A 15,414-nucleotide genomic window follows, 5' to 3' on the forward strand; every position below is an offset into this window, starting at 1 on the left:
CCTGCCGCCTGCGCTGTTTGAGCAGCAAGCGGCCTAATGCTCCTACAGAGCGGTTCAAAAAAACTGAACCACAACACCGTAGGCTGCGATCTTTTCCGCCGCGACGCCGTTACAAACTGATCGCAGTCGCCTCGAACTTCACCCGAGGATGGGCAATACGGTCCTGGGCACGCACCAGTTCCAGCTCATAGCTTGCGCAGGCCTGGGTTTCCAGCAGCACTTCATGCACCGCCGACGCCGCGAACTCAAAGGCCGCGACCAGGCTGTCACCCAACAACACCCGCGCCAGAAACAGACCCGATGTCAGGTCGCCCACGCCCACCGGCTGACGCGGAAACGCCAGCAATGGACGACGCAGATGCCAACTGCCTTCGGCCGTCACCAGCAACATCTCGAAGCTGTCCGGCAATTTGCCTGGGTAGTCCAGATGCTTGACCAACACCGCCTTCGGGCCACGCGCCAGCAACGCGCGGGCCATCGCCAGGCAATCGAACAGCGACAGCGGCTTGCGCCCGGAGAAACTGTCCAGCTCCAGCTGATTCGGGCACATGAAATCCGCCACTGCCGCCGCTTCATTCAGCAGGAAATCGCTGACTTCAGGCGGTACGATGCAGCCTTTCTCCGCATGCCCCATCACCGGGTCGCACAAGTACAAGGCGCTGGGGTTGATCGCCTTGATTCGTGCAACGCCGCTGAGGATCGCCCGCCCTTGAGCGGCACTGCCCAAATAACCGGACAGTACGGCGTCGCAGTTGCCCAGCTCGCCAATAGCTGCGATCCCTTCCACCAGCTCGGGAATCTGCTGCGGCGCCAGCACTTCACCGGCCCACTGGCCGTATTGAGTGTGGTTGGAGAACTGCACGGTATTGAGCGGCCAGACGTTCACCCCGACCCGCTGCATCGGGAAAACCGCGGCGCTGTTGCCGGCGTGACCGAAAACCACGTGGGACTGGATGGCGAGCAGATGGGGAGTACGTTTCATGCGGGATTTCCGTAAAACGATTGAAATTCGAGCCGCGCAGTATGCGACTAAACAGAGCCTGTACGACAGACCAGAGACACAGTTAAGCTGACACTAATTTGTTGGAGCACTGTTCATGCTGACCCTTGGAAATATCTTCGTGCTGATGCTGCTGGCGACCGGTGCCGCCTGGCTGTGGCACAACCATGGCTTGCGCGAGCGGGCACTGGAGCGAGTCAAACGGCATTGCGCCAAACTTGATATTGAACTGCTCGATGGCAATGTGGCGTTGAAAAAGATTGGCTTCGTGAAGGATGCCAACGGGCGGCGACGTCTGGCCCGCGTGTATAACTTTGAGTTCACCGTGACCGGAGAAACACGTCACATGGGCACCATCACCCAATTCGGTGCCCACAGCGCGCAGATCGAATTGGCACCTTACCCGATTCCGCTTGAGGAAAAACCTGTGCTGCCCAGCGCCGAAGTGATCGAGCTGAGCCAATGGCGCCAGGACCATAACAAGTGGCGTCATTGAACCTGAGCCGCGTTAAATCAGGCTCACACGGCAGCTCGCGAGTTTCCTCTGTAGTGATTCGGCATCCTGCGGCTTATCGAAAATAAGCTCGATGCGCGAATCCTGACGCCATTCGCTGGCTTGCCAGCAGAGCGTGGCGTTATCCAGCGAGTTGGCCGACACCCAGCCCTCGGCGCTGTGGATAACCAGCTTGGCCCGGCGCCAGTCCAACGCCGCCAGACAGGCCCGGACCCTGGAAAGGTCGAACGACTGACCCGGATGCCAACGCCAACCGATGCTCCAGCCACCTTCCTGCTGCTGGCTCAGGCAAATCGGCTGCGTCGGGTCAGTCCAGACTGCCGGTATCTGCGCCAGACCTTTAGGCACACTGAAGTTATCCACACCCTCGACCGCTCGACTGTGCACGCCCGGCAAGTCACTCAGCGCCAGAGCGCCCTGCTGCGTCCAATACAGCGGGCATTCCGGCAATTGCGCGATGATGCGCTGGCGCTCTTCGTCGCTCAGTTGCTCAGCCTTGTTCAACAGCAACAGACCGGCGCTCGACAGTGCCGTCTGCTGCGCCGCTGGCAGTGGTTTTCCGGCGGCCAGTGCTTGAGCGTCGAGCACCATAACGCTTGGCTGAATCGCCAGCACACCCTGCCACGGCGCTTCGCTTAATTGCTTGAGCAGTTGCGCCGGATGTCCCAGCCCGGAGGGCTCGATAAACAAGCGGTCCGGCCGCGATTTACGCAGCAACCGCCCGAGGCCGATCTGAAACGGCGCACCATTTACGCAACACAAACAGCCGCCAGCCACTTCACCCAGTGCGATACCATCGGCACCGGTAGTCAACAGCGCGGCGTCGAGACCGATCTGGCCGAACTCATTGATCAGCACCGCCCAGCGCTCGTTCGCCGGCCGCTGCGTCAGCAGATGCTTGATCAGGCTGGTCTTGCCGGCACCTAACGGCCCGGCAATGACGTGAGTAGGAATGTCCTGCAACATGTTCGACGGTTTCTTGGGAGGAAAAGGATGCGACTGATTGGCTTGCCATTGCTATTGGCCTTCGCCTCGGGCGAGGTGCTGGCCGAGGCCTGCATGGTTCATAGCCAGGCGGAGCGGCTCGACGTCAAAGTCTGCCAGCAGAACCGCAACATCCCGGAAAAGATGTTCCATGACGGCTTCTGTCAGCCAAACCTCGCGGGTCAGAAGGTCGAAGTCGCATTCCTCGACCAATGCCCCAGCGGTGCCTTCGGTGTGTGCAGCAACGCTCAAGTTGCCAATATGCCTTACCGGCAGGATATTCACTATTACGGTGTGGCCACCGATGCGGCGTACCTGAAGCCGTATTGCGAAAGCCAAAGCCAGGGCGCTTGGCTCACGCCTTGAATCAACCGAGCCAGTCGAGGGTCAGGATCAGCCGACGCTCACCCGGTGCGGGTAGCGGCGAACGATGAATCAGCCCAAAACCCTCGTTGCCGTGCCACTTCTCACCCTTGAGCAACGCCACTTCACCACAGAGCATTTGCTCACAGCCCTGCGGCTCGACCTCCGCTCTGGCCAGGTTCTGTCGATCCGTGGCGCCCTCTCTGAGCCATTGACTGCCGATACCGGCGTAGGTGGTGATCAGCCGCACGGGTACATGATCGACGTGAAAACGCGGGCACATGGCTTTATCCAGCACCCGCAAACGCAAGCCGATACGCGTCGCCCCCAGCAAGCAGGCAAACGCGCTGACCAGCCATGAAACGTCAGTGATAAACCCTTCGTAGCCCTCCAGATCACTGTAGCTTTCGGCCAGACCACGCAGATCGGGATCAGCGTCGTCAGTCGCCAACTCCACCACCAACGACTCGGCCAGCGGTTCGTTCAGCGATAACAACAATGTGCCGAAATCGGCGATATGTGCCGGCAATCGCCGCTGCCAGAGAGCCAGGTTAGTGCCGTCTTCAAGTATCTGCGTGAAGACTTCAGGGGTTTGACCCTGTACCTGGCGAACCACCAGGCTCGCATTCAGACTCGGCGCCAACATCAGGCCGCTTCCTCTTCGAGCCATGGACCAAACGGGTCAGCCATCAGGCGCCAACCTTCGACGCCCAAGGACATTTCGTCATCGTTGAGCAGGCAGTTGTCGAGGCGCTCAGTGAGCTGAGCGAAGTCGATGTTCTGGCCGATGAACACCAGTTCCTGACGGCAATCGCCCGTAGCCGAGGTCCAGTTTTCCATGATCGCTGCGGTACTTTCCTGATCCTGCGGCCACTCTGATTTCGGCACAAAGCGCCACCAGCGACCCGCGAACCCATGGCGCATCAAACCACCGGCCTGGGACCAACTACCGGCGTCCTGGTGCTTGCTGGCCAACCAGAAAAAGCCCTTGGAGCGCAGCAGTTTTCCATTCACCCACGGCCGATTGATAAAGCTGAAAAAGCGCTGCGGATGAAAGGGCCGGCGTGCCCGATAAGCCATTGAAGCGATGCCATACTCGGTAGTTTCCGGCACATGTTCGCCGCGCAACTCCTGCAACCAGCCCGGCGCCTGTGAGGCTTTTTCAAAGTCGAAGCGGCCGGTGTTGAGGATCTGTTTCAGCGGTACTTCGCCCATGACCATCGGGATAATTTGCGCCTGAGCGTTGAGCCGTTTGAGGATCGCGATCAACTCTTCGCGCTCCGTGCTGCTGATCAGATCAATCTTGCTGATCAGCAGCACGTCGGCGAATTCGATCTGCTCGATCAACAAGTCAGTGATCGAGCGCTCGTCTTCCTCACCAAGGGTTTCACCGCGTGAGGCGAGACTTTCAGCGGCCTGGTAATCGAGCAGAAAGTTCATCCCATCGACCACCGTGACCATGGTGTCGAGCCGTGCGATGTCGGCCAGGCTTTGGCCTTGCTCGTCGCGGAAGGTGAACGTCTCCGCCACTGGGAGAGGTTCGGAAATGCCGGTGGACTCGATCAGCAGGTAATCGAAGCGACCGTCTCTGGCCAGTTTGCTGACCTCCTCCAGCAGGTCTTCGCGCAGGGTGCAGCAGATGCAGCCGTTGCTCATCTCGACGAGTTTTTCTTCGGCGCGGTTCAAGGTGACATCGCGCTGAACCTCGCTGCCGTCAATGTTGATTTCGCTCATATCATTGACGATCACCGCGACCCGAAGGTTCTCGCGGTTACGCAGTACATAGTTGAGCAGCGTGCTTTTGCCGGCGCCGAGAAAGCCGGACAGCACAGTAACGGGGAGACGATTGGGCATCAGGTATTCCTCATCAGGAGTGGCCGGTCAAATCGCCCGTTGATGGCGTTCGCGCAGCTCTTCACGTTCTTTGGCCTCGATACACAGGGTGGCGGTGGGTCGCAGCAGCAGGCGTTTCAGGCCAATCGGCTCACCGGTTTCGCGGCACCAGCCGTACTCACCGCGGGCCAGGTGTTCGAGGGCTTCGTCGATCTTGTCCAGCAGCTTCTTTTCCCGTTCCAGCAGGCGCAGTTGCCATTGGCGTTGTTCTTCCGCGCTGCCGATGTCCGCGGGGTCGCTGCTGGGCTCGTGCTCACGCAATACGTCGAACTCGCCGGCGATGCGCTCTTGCAGCTCGTTGCGTTGGGCCAGCAGCAATTCGCGAAAGAAGCCTTGCTGGGCGTCATCCATGTAGTTGGTGGCAGGTTGGCCGAGGAGTTCTTGTTCAGTCATGGGCGGATCACAGGTCAGGCGATCTTTTAATGTTATAGTATAACAACACAAAGAAGCCAATCCCCTCTTGCTCACAACGACGAAGGGCGTAATGCTTGGGCCCGTTCACACCAAGAGAAAGCCCATGCACAACGCCTTGAAATGCACGCTGTTGAGCCTTTCGCTGTTGGTCGCGGCAGACGCTTGCGCGCAGGCGCCGAGCTTGGCGAAGTGCACGCGCAGCGCCAATCTGCTGGCTTGCGTGGATCCCGACGGCAACGCTTACAGCGTCGCCACGGCGGGCAGTACGACCTACATGCGCGGGTTTGAAGTGACCGGTAAACGCTATTGGGCGCAGACCAGCAGCCGTTATGGCCAACTGACGTTCTTCACCGGTTTGGCGTCGGATGGCGAAGCCTGGGTCGGCTACAGCCGCCGCGTTGGCTGGACCACCATCAATCGGTTTTCCAGCTCCGGCGGTTCTAGCGCCAAGTTCACCTGTAGCCGGCTGACTGGCTGCTAGGCCTGCGTTTTTTGCTGTGACTGCTGCCAGGCCATGTAACTGTTCATTGGCGGATTCTTCTGAAAGTAACGCTGCAAGCCTTCAAAAAGACCGTCGGCTACCGCCTGCTGATGCCGCGCCGTGACCAATCGCTGACTGTCGCGGGCATTGGAAATGAAGCCGGTTTCTACCAGGATCGATGGCACATCCGGTGATTTCAGTACCGCAAACCCCGCCTGCTCCACGCGTTTCTGATGCAGCGTGGTAATGCCCGCCAGGCTGCCCAGCACCGTGTTGCCGAGCTGCAAACTGGCAGCAATGGTGGCGTTCATCGACATGTCGAGAATCACTCCGGCGAGCATCGGATCCTTGTCCTTCAAGTTGAGCAAACTGGTCGCACCCAGCAAGTCGGCACCGTTTTCCCGTTGCGCCATAAAGCGAGCCGTGGCCGAGGTCGCACCACCTTCGGACAATGCGTAAACCGAAGCGCCAGAGGCCGTGAGCCTTGGCGCCGCGTCAGCATGCACCGAGATGAACATGTCAGCCTTGTGCGTACGGGCGATCTCCACACGCTTGCGTAGCGGCACGAAGAAGTCGTCGTTGCGCACCAATTTCACATCGAAACCTTTCTCGCGCTTCAAGCGCTTGGCCAGCAATTGTGCGATGGACAGCACCACGTCTTTCTCGCGCTCGCCTTTGGCACCAATCGCGCCGGGGTCCTTGCCACCATGGTCGGGGTCGACCACGACGATGATGTCGCGCTTGGGGTGAGCCTTGTCGATCGGCGTTTCACGCTGAACCAACGGTGCAGCGGCGGCGATCTGCACGGGCGCGGCGCTCAGTAGATCGAGCACCAGACGATGACCCTGCCCGTCCTGTGGCGGCAGTTGAAAACTATTGAGCTGCACCGGACCGGTAAGGTCGAGCACGATCCGCGTATCACCTTGCCCGAAGTGCCCTGAACGGATCGAGCGAATAACCGTGTTGGTGAGCGCTAATTGGCTGAAGTCACCGCTGAGTTGCGCACCGCTCAAGTCAATGATCAGTCGCTCAGGCGCGCTCAACGAGAAGGTTTTGTACTGCACCGGTCCACTCAGATCGAGCACCAGCCGAAGCTTGTCATCCGAACGCCAGAGCCGCGCATTGCGGATCTGCGTGGCCGACACGCCGAAAGGTAGAACCAGCGCAGCGCTGGCCAACAACAGGTTGAGCAATTGTCGCCTGTGCATAGTGAAAGACCGTAGGAGAAAAAGTTTAGTCGACCAAATAGTTATAATATAACATTACTAATTATTTCCAACGATGGACCTGCTCATGAATGCGCTGACTCTGCCGGATATCGCCGCGCAGGCCTCACGCCAAGCCTTGCCACTCGAATGGGTGGGCATGTGCGGCGTTGCTCTTCCTGTAATGTTCGACGGCCAGCGATTGAGTGCGAAAGCCGACGCAGGCGTCAGTCTTGATGATGGCGAAGCACGTGGCATCCATATGTCGCGCCTGTATCTGGCGCTGGAGATGCTAGAGCAGGAGAACCTCACGCCAACGATTTTGCAGCGTGTTCTACAACGTTTTCTCGACAGTCACGACGGTTTATCCCGTGCTGCTTACCTGCGTATTCATGCGGATTTGCTGCTCAAACGCCCCGCATTGGTTAGCCCGTTAAGCGGATGGAAAAGCTACCCCGTGAGCATCGAAGCGCGTCTGGAAAACGCAGTGTTCCACGTGGAACTTAAAGTTGAGATTGCCTACTCGTCTACTTGCCCGTGTTCGGCAGCACTTTCCAGGCAGTTGATCCAGCAGCAATTCATCGACGACTTTGCCAACACGCCATTGCAGCACGCCGACGTTCTGGCGTGGATCGGTTCCTCAAAAGGCATCATCGCGACGCCCCACAGCCAACGCAGCAGCGCGCAATTGCGGTTACGACTGGATGACTTTCTGGACGATCTGCCTCTGATCGCCGCGATCAACGACACCGAAGCCGCGCTCGGTACCGCTGTGCAAACCGCAGTAAAGCGCGCCGACGAACAAGCCTTCGCCCTAGCCAACGGTCAAAACCTGATGTTCTGCGAAGACGCCGCACGGCGCTTGAATCTGGCGTTGAAACGCTCTCCCGGCATCAAGGCTTTTCAGTTGCGCGTGGTTCACGCCGAAAGTCTGCACGCCCACGATGCGGTGGCCGAAAGTCGTTGGAACTGGGAGGCCGCATGATTCGTTGCCAAGGACTACGCTGGGGCGCGCCCGGCCAACCACTGACGCCCCCCGTCGATTTCGATTTACCCAGCGGCAGCCTGACGGCGGTAATCGGTGCCAATGGCTCGGGTAAAAGCAGCTTGCTGAAAGTCATCGCCGGCCTGCAAAAACCGCTAGCCGGCAAAGTCGTCCTGGATGTTTTGCCACGGGGTGGTTTGTCTTTTTTGCCGCAACAACAGCACCTCGACCGACAGTTCCCCATCAGCTTGCAAGAGTTGGTAAGCGCCGGATTCTGGGGCAGCAAACAAACGCCGGACGTTCGCCGCCAACGCCTCGACAGCGTGCTGAACGACTGGTGTCTGAGCGGTTTGGAGCAACGCCCATTGATGGCGTTGTCGGGCGGCGAATTGCAACGCGCCCTGCTCGCCCGCTTGAGCCTCGCCGAGGCGCCACTGTTGCTGCTCGACGAACCTCACGCGGCACTGGACGAACTCGGCCAGGCGCTGCTGTGGAAACACATCCATACCTGGCACAACGAAGGCCGAACTCTGGTCGTGGTGTGTCACGACCTCGCTGCGGTGCGCCAACACATTCCTCAAGCATTGCTGATAAAAAACACCGGCTGCGTCCTGGCGCCAAGCCGTGAACTGATTCTCCAGCAACCACACACGCAGGTGGCGTAATGCTCGTCGCTGCGCAACTTTGGCAACCCTTCCACGAATTCGTGTTCATGCGCCGGGCCCTCATCGGTGGCCTGGTGTTGGCTTGCAGCACCGCACCGCTTGGGGTGTTTCTGATCCTGCGACGCATGAGTCTGATTGGCGACGCCGTGGCTCACGGCATCTTGCCCGGTGCCGCGTTAGGGTTTTGGTTCGCCGGTTTGAGCTTGTCAGCGCTGACCATCGGTGGCCTCGGTGCGGGCCTGAGCATGGCCGGACTGGCAGCATGGATCACCCGCCGCACCGGCCTTCGGGAGGACGCAAGCCTGGCGGCGATCTACCCCATCTCATTGGCCAGCGGCGTGCTGATTCTAGGGATCGCCGGCAAACGTCTCGATTTGCTTCACCTGCTGTTCGGCTCGGCATTAGCCGTCGACGGCCCGACATTGACCGGCATGCTCTGGGTCTCGGGGATCAGTCTGATCGCCATGGCGCTGATCTATCGGCCACTGTTGCTAGACACCCTCGACCCGCTGTTTCTGCAAACCGTCAGCCGTCTCGGCCCTTTGGCGCATGGCGTGTTTTTGACCCTGGTGGTGCTGAATCTGGTGATCGGTTTCCAGGCCATCGGTGCGCTGATGGTGGTCGGACTGATGATGTTGCCAGCGGCAGCTTCGCGCTTCTGGAGCCGACACTTGCCGATGCTGATGGCCATCGCCGCGGTACTTGGCTGCCTCTCAGTGTGGCTCGGTCTGTTGCTGTCGTTCTACTACTCACTGCCCAGCGGACCGGCCATCGTGCTGGTGGCCGGGGCGTTGTACCTGCTGTCCGTGGTGTTCGGTCCGGTGCACGGTTTGCTGCGCCGCCCGCCTTTGCTCACATCCCAATGAGGTGTTTCCCGATGCGCGCTCTACTCGTACTGTTCAGTGTGTGGTTGTCGATGTCGTTATCAACGGTATCGGCAGCAGAAAAACTTCCAGTGGTCGCCAGCTTCAGCATCCTTGCCGACATGGTTCATCAGGTCGGTGGCGACCACATCCAGATCACTAACATGGTGGGCCCGGACGCTGACGCTCACACCTACGAGCCAACTCCGGATGACGCTAAAGCCCTGCTCAAGGCCAAACTGATCTTCAAGAACGGCCTCGGTTTCGAGCCATGGCTGGACCGTATGGTTGCCAGCACCGCAACCAAAACCCCAGTGATCACTGCCAGCCGTGGAGTGATCCCCAGGACAATGGAAGAAGACGGCGAGACCATCCCCGACCCGCACGCCTGGCACAATCTGGCGAACACCGAACTCTATGTGAACAACATCACCAAGGCGCTGATCGCCGCTGACCCGGCGAACAAAGCCGACTATGAACACAACAGTCAGACCTACCTGAAACAGATTTACCGTCTGCTGGCCGAGGCCAAAGCCAAGCTCGGTGCATTGCCGCCGGGCAACCGCAAGATCGTTACGTCTCATGACGCGTTCGGGTATCTGGGTCAGGCGTACGGCATCGACTTCATGGCACCTCAAGGCTTGTCCACCGAGCGCGAACCATCTGCCGCTGAAGTGGCCGCATTGATTACCCAGATCCGTCAGGCCAAGGTCAAAGCGGTATTCATGGAAAACATCAAGGACGCCCGCCTGCTCAAGCAAATCGCCGATGAAAGCGGTGCGCGAATTGGCGGAACCCTGTACTCGGACGCACTCGCCGCCGAAGGTCCGGCCAGCACCTTCGCCGGGTTGTTCGAATACAACCTCAACACGCTTTACGACGCCTTGAGCAAGCCATGATCCGCAAGAACCCGTCCGGCGATTTGCCGCGGATTGCCGAGTCCGCCTACGTCGATAAAACCGCGATCATCTGCGGCAAGGTAGTGATTGGCGAAAACGTTTTCGTCGGTCCCTACGCGGTGATCCGCGCCGATGAAGTCGACGGTTCGGGCGAGATGGAGCCAATCACCATTGGTGCCAATTCGAACATTCAGGATGGTGTGGTGATCCACTCCAAATCCGGTGCGGCGGTGACCATCGGCGAGTTCAGCTCCATCGCTCACCGCTCCATCGTCCATGGCCCATGCACGGTCGGTAACCGGGTGTTCATCGGTTTCAACAGCGTGCTGTTCAACTGTGCAGTCGGCGACGGCTGCGTGGTGCGGCACAACTCGGTGGTCGACGGGCGAGACTTGCCGGCCGACTTCTACGTGCCTTCCACCACGCGCATCGGCCCCAAAACCGACTTGTCCCAGTTCCCACCGGTCAGTGTCAGCGCCTCGGAGTTTTCCGAGGACGTCGCGCGCACCAACGTTGATCTGGTGCGCGGCTACAAAGCTCTGCAGAACGAGTTTTGAACATGAGCAGCGTGCTGATTCGCAACGCCCGACTGGTCAACGAAGGTCGTGAGTTCGATGCGGCTGGACACCGTTCGCCGGGCAGCGCTTTCGACACAGCGTCAGCACGACGTTGGTTTCGGGGAAAATTGCCTGGTACGCCGAACGTCTAAATGACAACTGTCGGGGTTTGCCTCTACGGTTCACGCGTTGAATTGCGTTTTGCGTGAGACACCCAGGAACACCGACGATGATCCACATCACCCTGCCCGACGGCTCACTGCGCGAGTACGACCAACCGCTCTCGGTATTTGAAGTTGCTGCGAGCATTGGTATTGGCCTGGCTAAAGCGGCGGTCGCCGGCCGGGTGAATGGCACGCTGGTGGATTGTGCATTCGTGATCAGTCAGGACGCGAGGGTGAACATCGTCACACCGCGCGAACCGGAAGGTCTGGAGATCCTTCGCCGGTCTTGCGCGGTCTTGCTGGCGATGGCGATCAGGCAGCTCTATGCCGAGGTAAAGCTGTACACAGGCTCGGTAGTCGGTGACGGTTTTTACTGTGAGTTTACCCACGAACAATCGTTACGCCCTGACGACCTGAAGCTGATCGAAACGCGGATGTATGCACTGGCAGCCACCAACCATTCGATCAATCACGTGTTGTCGCGATCTCGGCTGGGGAACTTCGAAGATGTAGGTGATGGTCCGCACGTACCTTCAACCAGAATGATAGAGGCGTTCACTCTGGCCCATCTCTGCGGAACATCGCGGCAACGGATTTACGGCGTGTGTTGGGCTAATCAGCAGGAGCTCGATGAATGGCGAGCCCCACAACAGGCGGTCGTCGTGAACATCGATGAACGTCAGGTCGGCTACGCGCAGTCAGTCACCGAAGCGCTGCGTCGCGCTGGTTTGCGTGCCAACTCGGATGTGCGCAAGAAAAACATCTGCAACAAAATTCGCCACCACACTCTGCAGGCGGTGCCCTACTTGCTGGTGATCGGTGACAAGGAAATGGACGGTGGATTCGTCAGTTTGCGCAGCGGCAAGGGTGAGGATTTGGGGCGGATGAGTGTTGAAGCGGTGTGTGAACGGCTACGGATTGAAGTGGGTACTATCGCTGGCAAGGCCGGGGCCTGGCCTTGCCGGCGATAGAGATCAGGCGCGAGGTTTGACAGTCCCGCAATCCTGCCCCAACCACACGGCGCGAGTATCCATGCTGCCCTTTTGCTGAATGCCGGTGGCGTTGAACGTGCCATTCACCGTGGTGTTGAACTCACGGTCGCTAAGGAACGTAGCAACACCGGCGCCCTGGGCTTTCGGGCAGCTGAAGCGGAATTTCCACTGATTGCCGCTGCGGTCGGTGATCTGCTGTGTACAGCCCGATTGTGGGTCTTGCAACGGAATGGTGTCGGATTGAACCTGTGCCTGGGTCAGGCACACACGAATCCCTTTGCCGCCCATGGTGATGCCCTGTTTCTCCAGTGCAGCCTTTTGTGCCGGCGTCATCTGGCTGCCCAACTGGTTTAGGATCAACTGCAGATCCGGCAGGTTCTGCTCATCGACCTTCATGTTGCTTGAGGTCAATTCCCACAAACCCGGTTGCAGCATCTGCGCCTGAGCGGCCACAGGAAGTGACAAGCCAACAGCCATGGCCAAACCCAGCAGACGTACGTTCATCGAGTAACTCCTAGACAATAGTGGCCGTTAGACGTCGCCAATCTACTTCGGTTGCATGTCTAATTAAATAGCGACATTCACCGTGGAACATGGTCTGTTAAGCATTGAATTGTCAGGAGCACGGTTGCCCCATGGATTTTTTTGGACCCCATCTTTTCGCTTATCTGATTGCGCTCATCCACTCTCTGGGCACGATCGCAGCCATTCATGCCGTATTGACCGTCAGGACTGCTCAAGGCTCGATTGCCTGGGCCTTGTCGCTGGTGTTCATACCTTACCTCACGCTCATCCCTTATCTGGTCTTCGGTCGCAGCACCTTCGACGCTTATATCAAGGCTCGTCGACAGGCCAACGAAGAAATGCGCAAAGCCATCGCCGACCTGGACTGGCGCCCGTGGGTTGAGGAAGCGCTGACCGCCCGCGCCTCTAATGCCTACGCGTCGTTGCGGGCGATGCCGAAACTGGGGCGGATGCCGTGCCTGGCGAACAATCAGGTGCGCCTGTTGATCAACGGCCACGCAACCTTTGATGCGATTTTCGAAGCGGTTCGCACCGCCCGCGAAGCGGTGTTGATTCAGTTCTTCATCATCCATGACGACCAACTGGGTCGGCGCCTGCAACAGCTGCTGATGGAAAAGTCCGCAGAAGGTGTCGCCATTTACCTGCTCTACGATCGGATCGGTAGCCACTCCCTGCCTCACAGCTACGTTCAACCCCTGCGCGACGCCGGGGTGCAGGTCGAAGCATTCGCCACACGCAGTGGCTGGCTCAATCGGTTCCAGGTGAACTTCCGTAACCACCGCAAGATTGTGGTAGTCGACGGTGTTCTGGGATTTGTCGGCGGGCACAACGTCGGCGACGAATACATGGGCGAGAAGCCACCGCTGGCACCCTGGCGCGATACACACATTGCCGTCAGCGGCCCCGTGGTTGCGTGCATGCAGGAATCGTTCGCGGAAGACTGGTTCTGGGCCTCCCGCAAACTGCCGCCGCTAATACTGCCGCAGAGCTACCCCGATGACGGTGTGCTCTGCCAACTGCTGGCCAGCGGCCCGGCGGACCCTTACGAAACCTGCTCACTGTTTTTCGTTGAAGCCATCCATTCCGCGACCGAGCGTGTGTGGATCACCAGCCCGTATTTCATCCCTGACGAGGCGGTGTTTGCCGCGCTACGCCTGGCCGTGCTGCGTGGTGTCGATGTGCGGCTTCTGCTACCATCGCGACCGGATCACCGGATCGTCTACGCCGCCTCCAGCCTGTACGCCTTCGAAGCGGTACGCGCCGGGGTCCGGGTATTCCGTTACCAGCCGGGCTTCCTGCATCAGAAGGTCGTGCTGGTCGACAGCGAGATCACTGCCATCGGCAGTGCGAATCTGGACAACCGTTCGTTCAGGCTCAACTTCGAAGTGATGCTACTGACCGTCGACAGCGAATTCGCCAATGAGGTGGAACACATGCTCAACGACGACTTTGCCCAGGCCCACGAAATCGCCAAAGGCGAAAGCCGGAAGACCCACCGCTTGCAACAGCTCGGCATGCGGGTCGCCCGGCTGATCTCGCCGATCCTTTAAGGGTTGTAGATATCGTCACGCGTCCACGGTAGCTCATGGCTGCCGTCGGCGTGGGCCTTGACTGCAAGGATCTGGTGCAAGTTGATCCAGCCCCGCGCGAACGCATAGGCGCAACCTGCCAGATACAGCCGCCAGATCCGCAACGCCTGCTCCGGAACCTCTTTGGAGGCGGCTTCGAGGTTGTCCTCGAGCCGCTCGCTCCAATGGTCCAACGTGCGCGCGTAATGCAGGCGCAGACTTTCGACGTCGACGATCTCCAGCCCCGCTTCACTGATCTCGGCCGAAATCATCGCCAGGTGCGGTAATTCACCGTTAGGGAATACGTAGCGCTCGATGAAATCGCCAGCTCCGCGTCCGACTGGCCGGCCATCCGTGTGCTTGGCGGTAATGCCATGGTTCATCACCAGGCCGCCTTCGCGCACGGCACCAAACAATGTCTTGCAGTACTCCGCCAGATTGGCGTGGCCAACGTGTTCGAACATGCCGACACTCACGACCTTATCGAACCGCCCATCCTGGGGTAGATCGCGGTAATCGAGCAGTTGTAGCTCGACCTGATCCTCCAGGCCTTCGGCGATCACCCGTTCCCGGGCCAACGCCAACTGTTCCTTGCTCAGGGTGATGCCAAATACTTTTACCCCAAACTCCCGCGCCGCATAACGCGCCAACCCTCCCCAGCCGCAGCCGACATCCAGCAGATACTCGCCGGGTTGCAGCCGTAGTTTGCGACACAGGTGGCGGAATTTTGCTTGCTGGGCCTGCTCCAGGGTTTCGCTGCCGGTCTCGAAGTAGGCGCAGGAATACGCCATGTCACTGTCGAGCCAGAGCTGATAGAAGGCATTCGAGAGGTCGTAGTGATAGGAAATCGCCGCCGCGTCAGTGGCTTTGTCATGGACAGAGCGCACCGGCTGATTGTCGTCAGCATCATCCAGCAATGCCTGGCTCCACTCATCACACACCCGGATCACATCGCTGATCGAGCCTTCGAGTTCGAGCTTGCCCTCAACGAAGGCGGCGCCCAACAGGTCGAGGCTTGGACGGGTGAATTGAGACACCAGTTGCGGGTCCTTGACCACAATCGTGACGCTGGGCGCAGGACCCAGATTAAATTCATGGCCATCCCAGAGTCGCAAGCGAAGCGGTAATTGCAGATTCTGTAAGGCCGGTGGCAGTTGCGCGAGCATGAATAGTCCCCCTTGTTTCAGACGTCTGTCTTGAGGGTAGACCATCGTGGAAAATTAGCTGGCTATCGATTTAATAGCCTTTTCCTATGAATCACGACGGTGCAACAAACTGTCGTAAATCCATTGTTTCATCCAAGTGACGGCGTGAAGAGGTGCACCCTCTCCACAGTTGACTG

The 15,414-nt window shown here is 59.0% G+C and carries 18 protein-coding genes and 1 pseudogene; 11 read left to right on the plus strand and 8 right to left on the minus strand.

Annotated elements, in window-relative coordinates; genetic code table 11:
* Window positions 1-109 precede the first annotated feature (109 nt).
* Window positions 110-982, minus strand: a complete 873-nt coding sequence (pdxY, locus tag ACIPIN_RS24030) for a pyridoxal kinase PdxY (RefSeq protein ID WP_401123010.1) — start codon at window positions 980-982, stop codon at window positions 110-112.
* Window positions 983-1,097: 115 nt separating this feature from the next.
* Between pdxY and ACIPIN_RS24035 the strand changes: the two genes are divergently transcribed.
* Window positions 1,098-1,496: a DUF3301 domain-containing protein gene (locus ACIPIN_RS24035; protein WP_401123013.1), complete on the plus strand. Its 399-nt coding sequence runs from the start codon at window positions 1,098-1,100 to the stop codon at window positions 1,494-1,496.
* A 12-nt stretch (window positions 1,497-1,508) separates the two neighbouring features.
* Here ACIPIN_RS24035 and ACIPIN_RS24040 read toward each other — a convergent pair whose 3' ends face one another.
* Window positions 1,509-2,480: a CobW family GTP-binding protein gene (locus ACIPIN_RS24040; RefSeq protein WP_401123016.1), complete on the minus strand. Its 972-nt coding sequence runs from the start codon at window positions 2,478-2,480 to the stop codon at window positions 1,509-1,511.
* A 27-nt stretch (window positions 2,481-2,507) separates the two neighbouring features.
* Between ACIPIN_RS24040 and ACIPIN_RS24045 the strand changes: the two genes are divergently transcribed.
* Window positions 2,508-2,864 carry an NADH:ubiquinone oxidoreductase gene (locus ACIPIN_RS24045; RefSeq protein WP_401123017.1) on the plus strand — a complete coding sequence of 119 codons (357 nt, stop codon included), beginning with the start codon at window positions 2,508-2,510 and terminating at the stop codon, window positions 2,862-2,864.
* A 1-nt stretch (window position 2,865) separates the two neighbouring features.
* Here ACIPIN_RS24045 and ACIPIN_RS24050 read toward each other — a convergent pair whose 3' ends face one another.
* The 3 genes from ACIPIN_RS24050 to dksA are packed head-to-tail and all read right to left on the minus strand — an operon-like array spanning window position 2,866 to window position 5,147.
* Window positions 2,866-3,507 carry a DUF1826 domain-containing protein gene (locus tag ACIPIN_RS24050; RefSeq protein WP_401123019.1) on the minus strand — a complete coding sequence of 214 codons (642 nt, stop codon included), beginning with the start codon at window positions 3,505-3,507 and terminating at the stop codon, window positions 2,866-2,868.
* On the minus strand, window positions 3,507-4,715 hold the full coding sequence (gene zigA / locus ACIPIN_RS24055) for a zinc metallochaperone GTPase ZigA (RefSeq protein WP_401123021.1): 1,209 nt from the start codon (window positions 4,713-4,715) through the stop codon (window positions 3,507-3,509). Before zigA ends, ACIPIN_RS24050 begins: the two co-directional genes overlap by 1 nt.
* A 27-nt stretch (window positions 4,716-4,742) precedes the next feature.
* A complete protein-coding gene (dksA, locus tag ACIPIN_RS24060) occupies window positions 4,743-5,147 on the minus strand; it encodes an RNA polymerase-binding protein DksA (protein ID WP_401123023.1) in 405 nt (134 codons plus the stop codon).
* A gap of 124 nt (window positions 5,148-5,271) precedes the next feature.
* Between dksA and ACIPIN_RS24065 the strand changes: the two genes are divergently transcribed.
* Window positions 5,272-5,649 (plus strand): glutamine synthetase, encoded by a 378-nt coding sequence (locus ACIPIN_RS24065; protein ID WP_401123026.1) that lies wholly within the window; start codon window positions 5,272-5,274, stop codon window positions 5,647-5,649.
* Here ACIPIN_RS24065 and ACIPIN_RS24070 read toward each other — a convergent pair.
* Entirely contained in the window at window positions 5,646-6,857 is a 1,212-nt protein-coding gene (locus tag ACIPIN_RS24070; RefSeq protein WP_401123029.1) for an N-acetylmuramoyl-L-alanine amidase, read from the minus strand. The genes ACIPIN_RS24065 and ACIPIN_RS24070 overlap by 4 nt on opposite strands.
* An 85-nt stretch (window positions 6,858-6,942) precedes the next feature.
* Here ACIPIN_RS24070 and folE2 point away from each other — a divergent pair, with 85 nt between their 5' ends.
* The 7 genes and pseudogenes from folE2 to ACIPIN_RS24105 all read left to right on the plus strand — a co-directional run bounded on the left by folE2 (window position 6,943) and on the right by ACIPIN_RS24105 (window position 11,958).
* A complete protein-coding gene (folE2, locus tag ACIPIN_RS24075; protein ID WP_401123031.1) occupies window positions 6,943-7,839 on the plus strand; it encodes a GTP cyclohydrolase FolE2 in 897 nt (298 codons plus the stop codon).
* A complete protein-coding gene (locus ACIPIN_RS24080; protein WP_401123034.1) occupies window positions 7,836-8,504 on the plus strand; it encodes a metal ABC transporter ATP-binding protein in 669 nt (222 codons plus the stop codon). The genes folE2 and ACIPIN_RS24080 overlap by 4 nt, the downstream gene beginning before the upstream one ends.
* Window positions 8,504-9,370 (plus strand): metal ABC transporter permease, encoded by an 867-nt coding sequence (locus tag ACIPIN_RS24085; RefSeq protein ID WP_401123037.1) that lies wholly within the window; start codon window positions 8,504-8,506, stop codon window positions 9,368-9,370. Before ACIPIN_RS24080 ends, ACIPIN_RS24085 begins: the two co-directional genes overlap by 1 nt.
* An 11-nt stretch (window positions 9,371-9,381) precedes the next feature.
* Window positions 9,382-10,266: a metal ABC transporter substrate-binding protein gene (locus ACIPIN_RS24090; RefSeq protein ID WP_401123039.1), complete on the plus strand. Its 885-nt coding sequence runs from the start codon at window positions 9,382-9,384 to the stop codon at window positions 10,264-10,266.
* On the plus strand, window positions 10,263-10,823 hold the full coding sequence (locus tag ACIPIN_RS24095; protein ID WP_401123040.1) for a carbonate dehydratase: 561 nt from the start codon (window positions 10,263-10,265) through the stop codon (window positions 10,821-10,823). The genes ACIPIN_RS24090 and ACIPIN_RS24095 overlap by 4 nt, the downstream gene beginning before the upstream one ends.
* A gap of 55 nt (window positions 10,824-10,878) precedes the next feature.
* Window positions 10,879-11,016: pseudogene (locus tag ACIPIN_RS24100) on the plus strand (dihydroorotase); the annotation flags it as partial.
* Window positions 11,017-11,052: 36 nt separating this feature from the next.
* Window positions 11,053-11,958, plus strand: coding sequence for a His/Gly/Thr/Pro-type tRNA ligase C-terminal domain-containing protein (locus tag ACIPIN_RS24105; protein ID WP_401123042.1), 906 nt, complete (start codon window positions 11,053-11,055; stop codon window positions 11,956-11,958).
* Window positions 11,959-11,961: 3 nt separating this feature from the next.
* On the opposite strand, the gene ACIPIN_RS24110 is transcribed toward ACIPIN_RS24105, so the two are convergent.
* Window positions 11,962-12,483 carry a DUF3617 domain-containing protein gene (locus ACIPIN_RS24110; RefSeq protein ID WP_401123044.1) on the minus strand — a complete coding sequence of 174 codons (522 nt, stop codon included), beginning with the start codon at window positions 12,481-12,483 and terminating at the stop codon, window positions 11,962-11,964.
* 131 nt (window positions 12,484-12,614) lie between these two features.
* Here ACIPIN_RS24110 and cls point away from each other — a divergent pair, with 131 nt between their 5' ends.
* A complete protein-coding gene (gene cls / locus ACIPIN_RS24115; RefSeq protein WP_401123047.1) occupies window positions 12,615-14,054 on the plus strand; it encodes a cardiolipin synthase in 1,440 nt (479 codons plus the stop codon).
* Here cls and cfaB read toward each other — a convergent pair.
* Entirely contained in the window at window positions 14,051-15,238 is a 1,188-nt protein-coding gene (cfaB, locus tag ACIPIN_RS24120) for a C17 cyclopropane fatty acid synthase CfaB (RefSeq protein ID WP_401123049.1), read from the minus strand. The genes cls and cfaB overlap by 4 nt on opposite strands.
* Window positions 15,239-15,414: the final 176 nt, after the last annotated feature.

Origin of the sequence: Pseudomonas sp. NPDC087697, from assembly GCF_044743155.1 — a bacterium.
Lineage (GTDB): Bacteria > Pseudomonadota > Gammaproteobacteria > Pseudomonadales > Pseudomonadaceae > Aquipseudomonas.